Annotated in this window: 10 protein-coding genes and 1 pseudogene; 9 read left to right on the top strand and 2 right to left on the bottom strand. The window is 33.0% G+C overall.

From position 1 onward, the window contains the following. The first annotated feature begins 32 nt into the window (after positions 1–32). Positions 33–1,334: a Na+/H+ antiporter NhaC family protein gene (locus tag ACQ4M0_RS01470; RefSeq protein ID WP_007302903.1), complete on the top strand. Its 1,302-nt coding sequence runs from the start codon at positions 33–35 to the stop codon at positions 1,332–1,334. Positions 1,335–1,402: 68 nt separating this feature from the next. Then, positions 1,403–2,103 (top strand): annotated as a pseudogene (locus tag ACQ4M0_RS01465) (IS6 family transposase). Positions 2,104–2,348: 245 nt separating this feature from the next. On the opposite strand, the gene prfB reads toward ACQ4M0_RS01465, so the two are convergent. Next, positions 2,349–3,450, bottom strand: a protein-coding gene (gene prfB / locus ACQ4M0_RS01460) for a peptide chain release factor 2 (RefSeq protein WP_438456511.1) whose coding sequence is annotated in 2 segments (ribosomal slippage) — positions 2,349–3,386 and positions 3,388–3,450 — 1,101 coding nt in all. Because the reading frame shifts where the segments join, the coding sequence is not laid out codon by codon here. Between the two features lie 155 nt (positions 3,451–3,605). Between prfB and mgtE the strand changes: the two genes are divergently transcribed. The 7 genes from mgtE (at position 3,606) to ACQ4M0_RS01425 (ending at position 13,380) form a co-directional block, all read left to right on the top strand. Beyond that, entirely contained in the window at positions 3,606–4,976 is a 1,371-nt protein-coding gene (gene mgtE / locus ACQ4M0_RS01455; protein ID WP_007302783.1) for a magnesium transporter, read from the top strand. Positions 4,977–5,479: 503 nt separating this feature from the next. Then, positions 5,480–6,658: a hypothetical protein gene (locus ACQ4M0_RS01450; RefSeq protein WP_438456510.1), complete on the top strand. Its 1,179-nt coding sequence runs from the start codon at positions 5,480–5,482 to the stop codon at positions 6,656–6,658. An 11-nt stretch (positions 6,659–6,669) separates the two neighbouring features. Next, complete coding sequence (locus tag ACQ4M0_RS01445) at positions 6,670–6,942, top strand: hypothetical protein (RefSeq protein ID WP_438456509.1); 273 nt, start codon at positions 6,670–6,672, stop codon at positions 6,940–6,942. A gap of 123 nt (positions 6,943–7,065) precedes the next feature. Then, positions 7,066–8,703 carry an ankyrin repeat domain-containing protein gene (locus tag ACQ4M0_RS01440; RefSeq protein WP_438456508.1) on the top strand — a complete coding sequence of 546 codons (1,638 nt, stop codon included), beginning with the start codon at positions 7,066–7,068 and terminating at the stop codon, positions 8,701–8,703. 253 nt (positions 8,704–8,956) lie between these two features. Then, entirely contained in the window at positions 8,957–9,973 is a 1,017-nt protein-coding gene (locus tag ACQ4M0_RS01435) for an ankyrin repeat domain-containing protein (RefSeq protein ID WP_230609100.1), read from the top strand. A 476-nt stretch (positions 9,974–10,449) separates the two neighbouring features. Beyond that, entirely contained in the window at positions 10,450–12,144 is a 1,695-nt protein-coding gene (locus ACQ4M0_RS01430) for an ankyrin repeat domain-containing protein (RefSeq protein ID WP_438456507.1), read from the top strand. Between the two features lie 75 nt (positions 12,145–12,219). Further along, entirely contained in the window at positions 12,220–13,380 is a 1,161-nt protein-coding gene (locus ACQ4M0_RS01425; protein ID WP_438456506.1) for an IS481 family transposase, read from the top strand. 135 nt (positions 13,381–13,515) lie between these two features. On the opposite strand, the gene ACQ4M0_RS01420 is transcribed toward ACQ4M0_RS01425, so the two are convergent. Continuing rightward, entirely contained in the window at positions 13,516–14,010 is a 495-nt protein-coding gene (locus tag ACQ4M0_RS01420; RefSeq protein ID WP_250147165.1) for a hypothetical protein, read from the bottom strand. Positions 14,011–14,041 lie beyond the last annotated feature (31 nt).

The following is a 14,041-nucleotide window of genomic DNA, read 5'->3' as shown; positions in this document are numbered from 1 at the left end:
TTGATTATAATCATAGCTTTTAAGGCAGTAAAATGACAGCTTTTTTTCCTTTGGTTATTTTTTTAATCTTATACCTTGGAAGTGGTGTCTATTTTTTCTTTATTGGAATTGATAATCCGCTTCGCCAAGTTTCACCGGTAATTTGCCTACTACCGGCGCTATTTTTTGCTGTTGCATGCAGTGCAGGTAAAATTCAACGTCACATCGATACTGTCATCGAGGGTATGGGCGATAAAAACACCCTTACTATGTGTTTAACTTTTCTATTTTCTGGAGCATTTTCTGTGGTGACTCAATCAATTGGTAGTGCAGATACTGTTGCTGATTTAATTCTCAAATTCCTTCCAGCAAGATTACTACTGCCTGGAGTATTTTTGGCTTCCGCTTTTATATCAACTGCAATTGGTACGTCTATGGGAGTTGTTGTATTAATGGTACCAATAGCTGTTAACTTAGCAAAAAATGGGGCTTTTGGTCTTGAAATAGGAACTGCAACTGTAGTTGGAGGTGCCGTATTTGGTGATAATCTTTCAATGATATCTGACACTACTATTGCATCTGTTTCTTCACAGGGGGCCACGATAAAGGATAAACTTAAAGTGAATTCTAAAGTAGCATTTGTTGCCAGCATTATAACGCTTGTCTATCTGGCAATTATGGCAGATAGTACAAAAATTATTCCTACATCAAATTTAGATTATTTATCAGTAATAAAGATTATTCCTTATATTTCTTTAATAATCATGGGGTTATTTGAAGTTACTACTTTAGTAACAATAACTATAAATATAATTGTTGCTAGTGTATTAGGGATGGCTTTTTTTGACTATACTATCATTCAACTCTCTCATGACATATATGACGGTTTCAAAAAAGTAAACGAGATAGTGATATTTGCTCTATTTATTGGCGGATTGAGTCATATAATGTACAAGCAGGGTCAAAAGGCATTACACAAACTTATCGATGAAAGCAATATCACAAAAACTAAAGCTGAATTTGTAATAGCGGGCATAGCATCTATGTTTACTGTTTTAGTTGCTAATAATACCATTGCTATTTTATTAAGTGGCGATATTGCAAAAAGGCTCGCGCAAAAGCATAATATTCCGTCATACCGTAGTGCATACTTGTTAGACATTTTTGCTTGCGTTACAAAAGGCATTTTGCCTTATGGTTCCCAGCTGCTGCTAGCAGGTAGCATTGCTTCTGTCTCACCTATTTCTTTGTTAACACAAGTTTATTACTGCTTTATTTTAGCAGCAGTTACAGTAGGTGAAATAATCATCAATGGCAGACGTTGCGCAGCTACAACGGTTCTGTCGCATCTATAAATCCTGGTATGTAACATTTGTAGGAAAGTAGAAAAGAAGTGATATGATCATCTAAAAAAAAAGCAAAGATGTTTCGTATTAGTTCAAAATTATTGCCATATTTCAAAGGATTTAGCTTTTCAGCAGAGATAATAATGTTATCTGTATATATGAAATGTAGATTCTCTTTGAGCTATCGAGATTTGGAAGAAATGCTGAGTATAAGGGGAGCAAAAATTGATCATGCTACGTTACAAAGGTGGGTTATCAGATTTGTGCCACTGATAGATGAAGCGGTAAGGAAAAGGAAGAAGCAGCTTGGCAGTAGCTGGAGAATGGACGAGATCTACGTTAAATTAAACGGCAAATGGGTTTATCTATACAGAGCACTATTGGTAATACTGTAGACTTTCTGTTGTGTGCTCGTAGAGACAAGTCTGCGGCACTTGCGTTCTTTCGTAAAGCCTTTAGAGAGAATAACCTTCCTGAGAAAGTAGTAATTGATAAAAGCGGCAGTAATACTGCTGCTCTTGATGATTTGAATACAGAAATTTCTGAAGATTGTAGAATCATGGTTTTTCAAATAAAATATCTAAATAATATTGTCGAACAAGATCATAGATTTATCAAAAAACGAATAAAGCCAATGCTTGGTTTTAAGAGCTTCCACTCCGCAAAGATTACCATTACCGGCATAGAAAATATTCGTATGATTCAAAAAAGACAAATTATCGGGGCTAATGATAATGTTTCTACTTTTGAGAATTTTGCTATGCTAATTGCTCTATAACTCCCATAATCCCAGTTTAACGATCTTCTTGTACCACAATTTATAGATGCGACAGAACCGCTACAACTTAATGTACGAAGATTTCTCTTCATATTACATTTTTGTGCCCATAAGAAACGAGTTGCCATTTTCATCAGCTACTTGGATAATAGATATATTCACAAAATTGTTCCATTTTTCTCAATAGATTGTGGTTTTCTTTTCCCCTTATTAGCAGAGCATAAAACTTAGCTTTTTAATAAATCTCATTTTAACTCCAATACACTAACTATGAAACAATCTATATTGCCATCAAAAACGGAATTTATATTGCCAACTTCATGTCCAGTCCTTAAATCCTTTACCATTTGATATGGATGCATAACATACGATCTGATCTGACTGCCCCAACCTATATCGCATTTCTTGCCATATTCTTCGGCCATTTTCTGTTCTTTTTTTTCCAATTCAATTTGATATAAACGTCCTTTAAGTAGTTTAAGTGCTTCATCTTTATTTTTATGTTGAGAACGACCATTTTGGCATTGAGCTACAACGCCTGTTGGAATATGCGTAATACGTACCGCGCTTTCAGTCTTATTGACATGCTGACCACCTGCTCCAGAAGCACGGTAAGTGTCGATCTTTAAATCCTTTTCATCCACAACAATATCTATTGAATCTTCAATCACTGGAGTTACTCCTACACTTGCAAAACTGGTATGACGTTTACCATTTGCATCAAATGGTGATATTCTAACCAATCTATGAACTCCACTTTCGCTTTTTGCCCACCCGTAAGCTTTTTCTCCGATGATCTTTATTGTTGTAGATTTTATACCAACTGCATCACCATCTAATTTTTCTACAACTTCAACTTTAAAATTGTGATAAATTTCTGCCCATCTTGTATACATGCGCATGAGCATCTCAGTCCAATCATTGCTCTCTGTTCCACCGGCTCCTGAGTGGATTTCTAAAAAGCAGTTATTGTTATCTGCTTCACCAGTAAATAAGGATTCTGTCTCTTTAAGTTTGATTAATTTCTCTAGCTTTACTAACTCACCTTTAACTTCAGAAAAAAATTCTTCATCATTCTCATCAATAGCAGATTTCATCAAGCTGATAGAATCGTTGTAATCGCTTTCTAGCTTTGAAAACGATTCTATTTCATGCTTAATTTTAGAGCGTTCTTTTAAAATCTCTTGTGCTTTTTGATTATCTTGCCACAGATTATCATTCGACGCTTGAGAATCCAGCTCTTCAAGACGCAACTTCAATTTTTCTATGTCAAAGACACCTCTTGATAAGAGAAATATTTTTATTTAAGCCTTGAAAGTATTCAAGGATTTCTGGATGGGTTTTCATTATACTTTAGACTTTAATATATTTATTATCACTAACAATAACAGCAAACAAAATAGAAATTTAACCATATAATAGTTAATTCAAAATAATTTTATTATACTTGAATGTTCAATAAAATCAAGTGTGTATATTTATTAAAAAAATAAGGTAAAGTAATGAATATTAAAACAAGTTCTCATTATGGTTTAGACAAAAAGGCTATTGATGATTTAATAGAGTCTCTCGATAATCAAGAATTAGAGAATGTTCGTAATATTGTAAAAACGATAGATAGCGTTCAGTTAGCTTATTTTTTATCTACTTCGATCAATGATCACAGGGAGAAATTAGTTAATATCCTCGATCAACATTTGTTAAGTGATGCCTTAGTACATGTAGTACCAGATTTACAAGTAGAGATCATAGAAATATTGGGAATAGAAAATACAGCAAAGTTACTAATGCTTCTTGATATAGAAGACATAGTAGCTATAGTGAAAGATTTAGATAGAAAGTCTATAGAAAATATACTTAACTACTTACCCAATGCAACTCAAAAATTAGTAGAGGAATTGTTATCATACCCAGAAGAAAGTGCAGGAAGGTTGATACATAAAAATATGGTTATAGCTCCATATTATTGGACGATAAATCAGCTAATGGAATTCTTGCGCAACTATAAAAAAATACCAGAAACATTTTATCAAATTTTCATCATTAACTCAAAATTAGAACCCATAGGCATTTTCAACTTAAATAAGGTAATATCTCACTCAGGAGAAACAATAATAAAAGAGATAATGAGTCAAGATATAAAAATAATTAAAACTGGAATGGACCAAGAAGAAGTAGCAAGAATATTTAAAGATTACTCTCTATTATCAGCTCCAGTAGTAAATAAGAATGGTAAAATTATAGGTGTAATCCTTATTGAAGATGTAATCAAAATTGTTCAACAAGAAGCAGAAGAGGATGTGCTTAAAATAAGCGGTGTATCTTCTAAATCTGATATAAATGCCCCTATACATAAAACTATAATTAAAAGACTACCTTGGTTACTGTTTAACCTCTTAGCTGCAACAATATGTTCTATAGTAGTTGGCTTTTTCGATAACGTAATACAAAGTTTTATAGTACTGCCAATAATTATGCCAATCATTGCATCGATGAGCGGAAATGCAGGATCCCAAACAGTAACACTAACTATCCGGGCAATCGCAACAAAATATCTAACTGAGCAAAATGCAAAAAGAATACTGATGAAAGAATTTTTAATAGGTCTTATAAATGGAGTGATTTTATCTACAATTTCGCTCGTAGTATTAGCAATAAGGTTCCATAGTTTAAAAGTAGAGATCATTTTCGTAGTTTCCATGATTGCAATGTCGATCATTGCAACATTTATCGGCACTTTTATTCCTATAATGCTTCATCGTTTAAGATCCGATCCTGCTGTTTCGTCTTCAATCTTAACATCAGCAACAACTGATATTCTCTCAGCTCTTATATTTTTTGGTCTAGCCACGATCTTTTTATTAAATAGCTGAATCTTGCTATATAAAAATTGCTTTACAAGCTTTAACTGCCACGTTATCATTACTCACAGGTGCATTGAAGAAGAAAAATAACAGTCGATAAAGAAGTAAAAGTACATGAAACTGAGCTGCTTTAGTTTTAAAATAAAAACTAAAATAAGATGCTAAAGTATGCAAAAAAATTCTTGCTTTGCTAGATCTTTTTAGCTACAATGCAGTCTAACGTAATGAAAACATGAGGTGTGAGTCAGATGCATTGTATTATGTATATCACTCAGAAAGCAATTCTCGATTTTTTAAGAATATATCTAATTTAGTCAGAAGTCAAAAGAAAAGCACACTGTTACTCAGCAATTAAAGTTACCTAGGATTACCGTAAGGTTTCTACAGTAAATTTGTAGAGCAGTTTAGTACAGCTGTATAAGAATCAAATGAATTAGATATTAAAACCAATCTTCAGAAAAGAGATTTACGGTAAAATAATCAAGTATGAATATTAAAATATAGGGGGTTTTATGTTAGGTAAAGGAAATAAAGGAGAACAAGTAGCAGATAATCAAATGGATTATGTAGATGCTGGATCAGCAATAGTTGATTATGAAAATATATTATCTAGTGAAGAACTTCAGTGTGGACGAAGTCAGGAGAGCCCTAGAGTAACAAGATCTTCATCTATAGGCAGCAGTAGTACATCGACTGATGATGAAGAAATGTTTAGCTGTATAAGCATTACAAGTGATGAAATAGTGAAAAAAGCAACTTTTTTTGTTAAGACTTTTGTTAAAGAATTCGAGGAAAAACTATCTGAATGTTCTAAAGAAGCAAAACCAGGTTCAAAAGTACGTAAAACAGGTAAAGTAGTAGCTAAGGTTGTATCAACTGTGGGTAATTATATTCCACCAAGTGTGGAGAAAGTAGGTACTTCTCAAGTTATGGAGTGTGTGAGTTTTGTTTCTACAAACCAACATAGGAAAAAAGCAAAAATATTTTCTACAATAGTTGCGCCTTCAGAAGGTAACTTAAGAAAGATTTTAATAGAAGCTGGCTTGGAAATTTTTCAAAGTTTTGAGAAGCAATTCACTAAAATTGTGGATACTAATCAGTTGTCTTGTAATAGGGGGATTGAGAAGTTAGCAATGGATACTGTATCCAGAGTAATAAATTACACTACATCTTGCAACGAGAAAGGAGAATTTCCCAATCTTCACATAACTAAAGGTGTTATTTTAGGTAAATCAAAAAGAAAGTACCCGTTTACTACACGTACTGGACATCAAGTAAAAGATAAACAAAGTGGTGAAATGTTGATGACTTCAGAGTTATATGAAAAGGTGGGAATAGAGAAAGCAGAGGGTGAGATTATTAAGTATTATCAATTGAAGGAGCATGACTTTGCTGAAAAATACGGCTATCGACTTCCCTTTACGTGGGAATTAGAAAATTGGGAAGAGTTAGAACAAAAATATGTACTTAGTGCAACATCTAAAAAAAGAGAGTATGTGCGTATTTTAGATGAGGAAAAAAAGAAAGGATTGGCTAGTAGTATATTAAAAGAGATCAATGAAAACGATTCAGCAAAAAAAAGGATATACAAGAACTGCGTGAAGAAATCAGAAATTTACGAATACTTCATGAAAAAGAAGGTAAAAATACATTTTCCTTTAATTTGGGCTATTTACCAAAATTCTTTATAAAAAGAGAAGTGATGTTAGACGAATTAAAAAAGAAGTTAGATAGTAAAAATCAAGAAGTAGAACTGTCACGAATGGTCTTGATTAATGGAGAATATGGAACAGGAAAAAGTGAATTAGCTAGAAGCGACGCATATAGTAAGGAGAGTAATATTTGGACAAAAGTTATATGGATAAATGCTAAAACATATGACACTCTTTTCAATTCATTTCGTAATTTAGCTAAAGAATTAGAAATTCCTACAGAAAATGATAATGATATGGATTTTAATGTTGTTCGAGATTGAGAAATAGAATCTATTGTCCAGGATGTATACCAGTATTTTCGAGACGTAAAAAGTCTTTTCATCTTTGATAACACCAGTAAGTATAAGGAGATCGAAAAATTTTTACCATCCTATTTTCCTAATTTGTTTTTTCATGGAGAAAAGCCTTACGTTTTAATTACTTCTCGTAGCAAGAATTGGGAAAAAGAAATAGAAAAGACACAGTTGAATGATGGATTTTCTCTAGGAGAAGCTATAACATTTATTGAAAGGGCCTTAGGGATGAAAGATAAATTAGAGAATCGCTATCTAGTAGAGTTAGCAGAAGCGTTGAATTATCTACCATTAGCTTTGGTGCAAGGAGCAGCATATATAAAACAAGAAAAGATTAGTATTAGCGAATATCTAAAACGCTATAATGAAGCAATACAAAAATCAAATCCTGATCTTTTGGAAGCATTAGGTATCACCAAAGAATTATTTACAACTTTGAAGCTTAACCTTAATAAAATAAGAAGAGAAAAAAATGTTGGGCAGCAATCGCATGATATTGTATCATATATGGCTTACTTGGATCCCAATCAAATTGATATAGAAGAAATTTTCCTCCAGAAGAAATCAGAAAAAGGTAAGCAAAAAGTTTTGGATGCTCTTAATCTACTCAATAAGTTTTCAGTGATTGAGCTAGAGGAGTCAATAGCAAGAGTTCATAAAGGGATACAAAAAACAGTAAGAGTAGAGAAAGAACGAACAGGAATAGAAGAAGAAACTTTAAGAGAAATGATGACATCATTTTGCCTTACGAATCCAAATCACGTTAAGTCTGTTTGGAGTCATGCAAGTAAATATAGTAGATTAGTTAATGAATTTATTGATTCTATTTATGATGGAGGTACTATCTTACATTTGCTAGCCAAAGATGGTAATGAAAAGGTTATTAAGCTGATATTAGAGAAAATATATCCTGATAAATTAAGTAAAGTTATTAATGCTATTGATGAAAAGAATTTTACTTCTTTAGATTATGCTATCATACATGGTCACTTAGGTACTGTTCAGCATCTTGTAAGGAAAGGGGGTGATGTAAATCTAAATAACACAAAAGGTATGAATCCTTTGCACTTTGCTGCCGTATATGGTCACTTAGATATTGCTAAATACCTTGTAGCGCAAGGGGCTATAATAAAATCATTAAACAAAGATAGTATGTGTCCTTTGCACTTTGCTGCTATATATGGTCACTTAGATATTATTAAATACCTTGTAGAGGAAGGAGCTAGTATAAATATAAAGGATAAAAATAACATGCGTCCTTTGCACTTTGCTGCTATATATGGTAGATTGGATATTGTGAAATATCTTGTAGAGAAAAGAGCTAATATAAATCTACGTAGCAAAGAAGGTGAGAGTCCTTTGCACTTTGCTGTTATGCATGGTCAGTTAGATATTGTTGAATACCTTATAGAGAAAGGAGCTAGTATAGATAGACAAGATGAAAAAAATATGAGTCCTTTGGACTATGTTATTGTATATTCTAACTCAGAAGAAATTATTTATTATCTTGAAGATATGCACTTAGCTCCAGACTTAAAAACACAATCACATAAAAGAAACCTAGAGACATTTGATGAACATACACTACCTAAAAAAAGAAAATTAAAAAATATAAGTGAAGCATTGCAATTTGAAGATAAAAGCACAGTTCACTTAACTCATAGGTCACCTATATCTTCATTTAACAGCGTCTCTGTACAACCTGCAAACAAGGACTTAAGACTATAATTTTACAGTAAGCTATTTAATTTTATGAGGGGAATTTCAAAAAAACAGAGAAATAAAGTAATAAATTGATATAAATTCGCGTAGAACAAGTGGTAGACCATACGATTCCAAAGAAAACACTTCTCACAGCCCTTGATTTTGGCTGCTGAAAGTAGATATATCGTTTAAATTCTTAACAAAAAGATATACTAAATTAGTAATAATTTATTTAGGAATAGTAAAGAAAAGTCAAGCAAACTTTTAGAGATAATTTATGCCACAACTAGAAGAAACGAAATCAACAGAACTTTTGGATGCTGTTAGAACACTAAATATGAAGGAAATTGTGAGATTGATAGAAGCTGGAGCAGATATTAATGCAAAAGATAAGAATGAACGAACTCCTTTGCATGCTGCTGCTGAACATTCCTCTACAAAGGCAGTAAAAGTTCTAATAGAAGCTGGAGCAGATATTAATGCAAAAGATAAGAATGAACGAACTCCTTTGCATATAGCTGCTGTAAAGGGTTATACAGAGATAGTAAAAGTTCTAATAGACTTAGGAGCAGATATTAATGCAAAAGATAAGAATAAAAAAACTCCTTTGCATCGGGCTACTGAAATAGGCTTTACAGATATTTGTGAGGTTATACTAAATCACATAGCAAGACTAGAAGTTGCTGGCTTATATGTAAGTGAGGAAAATTTACAAAAGAAAAATGAATTTATAACCACTTCAACCGAGAGGTATAACAATTATTTACAGCATCTTAAAAATTGTGAAGAAGAAGTTAAAAAGATTAAAGAAAGAAATAAGTCACTATATGACTTTTTGAGGGAAAATGACGTTAATAAAATGGCTGGCATATGGGAGCAAAATGAAAACGTACGTAATGAATTTGATAATGAAGAGAATTTAAAAAAGCTATATCCAGAATATGCACATATTTTAATTAATAAGGCTGATGAAGTAAAAAAAGAAATTTTCCTGCACAATAATAAACCATTGGTGGATTTTCTATCAACACATTATAGATATGATTTTCAAAAGGCGAAATTCTTTGGCATGGAGAGATTTTTTGAGGTGCACAAAAATGACTTTAAAGAAGAAAGAGTAGGAGTCCGAAATAATACACTATTTTACTTTGTAGACTTTAATGTTGAAAAGAGGTACGCTCCTAAACTAAAATTACAGGCGTTTGTAGAGACAATTGGAAACGAGGGTGTAAACAGCAATCTTCATCACCCAAACACTGAACAAACTCAAGGAGCTAGTCAGTCTCTTAATTAAAGAGGGATACATGGAAACCTGCTGCAAAAACAAAAAGAGGTGTTTCTCACTTGTATAAAGTATTTTTAAACGTGATTTTTTAATATCATAATTACTATGAAAACTGGGGCTTTCCTTTTGCAGCAGTTCTTGAGTTCCAGCAACAGACCAATCCATCCCAAAACGAACTCTTCTCTCACTAGCCGGTTTTAGTTGTTGGGAATGGTTGTTTTATTTAAATTTTTAGTAATATATACTATTAAGTCAGTATTAATTCGTTAAGAACTTTCATTAAAGATTATCAAAAAAACTTCTAAATAGGGATTGACAAGTTTTAGAGATGGAGTATTTTATGAAAAGTATATTGAGCTATTAATTTTTTATGTACAATAAATATGATAGTGAAAATATTTTTCTTTATATTATGAGGTAGCTGTTTTATTCAGAAAAAGATTTTTTTCTTACTTTGAAATTGAGTTGTTTTTATGGAGGGTTAAATGATTAATGAATTATTTGCTACTGTACGTAGTGGAGATGCCAATCAAGTTGCGGATCTTATCAATAAAGGGGCTGATGTTAATGCCAGGGGCAATAATGGCAATACCCCTCTGCACTTAGCTGCTCTTGCAGATGAATTACAGGTAGCAGAAAAGCTTATAGAGGGAGGGGCTGATGTTAATGCTAAGAACAATCACGATGCTACTCCTCTGCACTGGGCTGCTCTTAACCAGCGCTGCAGTATAGTAGAAAAGCTTATAGAGAAAGGGGCTAATGTTAATGAGCAGAATAAATACAATAATACCCCTCTGCACTATGCTGCAGGTTATGGTAGCTTAAGTGTAATAGAAAAGCTTATAGAGGAAGGGGCTGATGTTAATGCTAAGAACAATAATGGCAGTACTCCTTTGCACTTGGCTACTAAAAATGATCACTTAGATGTATTAGAAAAGCTCATAGAGAAAGGAGCTAATATTAATGAAAGAAACAAATATGGTAATACCCCTTTACACTGGGCTGCAAGTTATGGTAGGTTAGATGTAGTAAAAGAGCTTATAAACAAAGGAGCTGATATTGATGCTAAGAACAATAATGGCAATACTCCTTTGCATTTGGCTGTTAAAAGCAGTCATTTAGAAGTAGCTAAATTTCTTATAAGTAAACATGCTGACGTTAACGCTAAAAATAAAGATAGTTGGACATCTTTGCACTTTGCAGCTGCTTATGGTAATTTAAATATAGTTAAGCTCATTCTTGATAAAAGTGATTATGTTGATGCTAGAGGAGCTTTAGCCATGGCAAATACGCTTAATGAAGAAAACAGCTTAGAAATACGAAACCTTCTAGAGGAAAGAATAAGGAAAAATGAAGAAACTACACAACATTTTATAAGACATAGGCGTCATCGATACTCACAAGAGGAAGGCAGTTCTCTATCAATAGGTGTCCATAATCGCCGTAGTATTGTAAAAGAAGATGAAAATTCATTGCAAAATGATAAAATAGGAGTTACAAGCGGAGCAAGCAAGCCATCTTCATGGATCAATATTTTTGCTTACACTACAGTAGATACTGTTAAAGGTGTTTTTCAGTTTATTTCTTCTCCTTTTAAGGCAGCTATAAGTATGGAACCTTCTAAAGCTATTACAGTTCAAGGTATTGATAACAACGGTGTACTTCTTTTATTAGATGTATTTATAAGGAAAATCACAGGTCATAAGTATATTTCCACAGTAGTTCAGTCTATATCACCATTAGAAGCACAGGGCTATGCATTAAATATTATAGAGGAATTTGAGAAAGTAGTAGAACAAGCTGCATTAAAAAGTGGGGTATCAATGCATCGGTTAAATATTGATTGTGTAGAAATGCAGAAAGAGGTTACTGCAAAAATCACGGGTGGTAAGTTTAATGAGATTTCAGGATTTTTAAACTCATATGTAGAGCAAGCATGCCACGATAGAGAAACAGGTAAGTTAAGTCCAAAGAAGTTTAACAAATTTATGGTTGTATTTAATAAGGAACTAGATTTAATAGTAAATCAATCAATAGAGCAGATATTACACAATAGAGATAGTACATTAGAAGTTGAAGAACAGCAAATAAACTTAGAGCCTCAAAGTTATTTAAGTAATACTTCTGTTCAAGGTCATTTAATTCAGGATAGAGGTTTAATAAATCAAGGTAAGGCTTAATTTGTATTAAACAAGACTTGATCTGACACTTTAAAAAAGTAAGTTATAAAATAATAAAAGAAAGGAGTGTTAGATATGAGTACGATACAAACAAAAATACTAAAACCAAAGTTAGGGTTATTAGAACTAGCAAAGCAATTAGGTAACGTATCACAAGCGTGTAAGGTGATGGGTTATTCGCGTGATACATTTTATCGATTTAAGGAGTTATATGAAAGTGGGGGAGAAGGAGCATTACATGAAATAAGTAAGAAAAAACCCCTATTAGCAAACAGAGTTTCCGAAGATATAGAAAGGGCAATAATTGGCATAGCTACAGAATTTCCAGCATATGGACAACAAAGAGCTGCAAATGAGCTGAGAAAAAGGGGTGTAATAATTTCCGAAGGTGGCGTAAGATCTGTATGGCTAAGAAATGACATTGAAACGTTCAAAAAAAGACTTAAAGCCCTTGAAGCAAAGGTTGCACAAGACGGCATAATTTTAACTGAAGAGCAACTTGCAGCATTGGAAAAAGTTAAAGAGCAAAGAGAAGCTCACGGTGAAATTGAAACAGAACATTCAGGTTATTTAGGGTCTCAAGATACTTATTACGTAGGCAATATCAAGGGCGTTGGGCGCATTTACCAGCAGACTTTTATTGATACATATTCGAGAGTGGCTTTTGCTAAGCTTTATACAGATAAAACTGCTATTACCGCTGCCGACTTGCTGAATGATAGAGTAATACCATTTTTTGATGTACAAAACGTGCCATTATTGCGCATTTTGACTGATAGAGGTACAGAATATTGTGGTAAACCAGAAAATCACGCTTATCAGCTTTATTTGGGAATTGAAAATATTGATCATTCAAGAACTAAAGCCAATTCACCACAAACTAATGGCATATGCGAAAGGTTTCATAAAACTATGCAAGATGAGTGTTACAATATTATCTTTAGAAAGAAAATCTACAGTTCTTTAGAAGATTTGCAGATAGATGTTGATCATTGGTTACGCTCTTACAATGAGACCAGGCCTCACTCAGGTAAATATTGCTATGGTAAAACGCCTATGCAGACTTTTCTTGATAGCAAACACATTGCTTTTCAGAAAAATATTAGTAACGTTAAACAAGAGACTGATATTAGTTTTCAATTCTTCTGTCAGTTAATTCGTTGCTGTCAGATTAAGTTGTGTCTAGTACACATAATTAGTTTGTTTCCTTTTTTGAGCGACTGCTTCTATCTTTAGGAATTCTGGTTCTATTGCTTTCTTGACATGTCCTGCAATACAATTTCTTGGACTTTTGTTTTCATAGTTTTTAATATTAGGTTTGATATTTGGATGTGTAAGTAATATTTCTATCATGTTTACATTTCCCAACTTTCAAGCAATGTGTAGAGCTGTATTTTTTTCCTTCTTGCCGGTCTTAATTTCCTCCTCTGCACGAGCATAATTTTGAGGTATAAATCCTTCATTAACAGGTTGTGAATTGTCAAGGTATATGCAGCGAAGATATGGACTCCTATCTACTACTTCTCTCTCCTCAAATTCGTAAACTGGATAACCATCATGTTCCTTTGGTCTTCTCTCCATAACAGCTTGCTTGCTTTTAATATTTACATCAATTTTTTTATGCTGTACAAGCAACTTAGCCATAAGCTCTAAATATTGATGTTCCTCGTTATTACTAGTAACAAAAGCTGAAATAATGCACATCAAAGGTGTCATCCCATCCTCAAAAGCGTTAACATTCGCTCCTTCTTTCAATGCTTGTTGAAAATGATTCCAAGCTTCCTCAGGTGTTATTCTTTCACCACTAGCATTTTGAAATTCAATAGCTTTAAACAACTTTTTTGTTGCTTCACTTGTACTAAACATTTTAACCCCCTATCACAATAAACTTGATAAA

The organism is Wolbachia endosymbiont of Kerria lacca (assembly GCF_051602725.1).
GTDB lineage: Bacteria > Pseudomonadota > Alphaproteobacteria > Rickettsiales > Anaplasmataceae > Wolbachia.
This window is presented reverse-complemented; position numbering and strand designations above follow the sequence as displayed.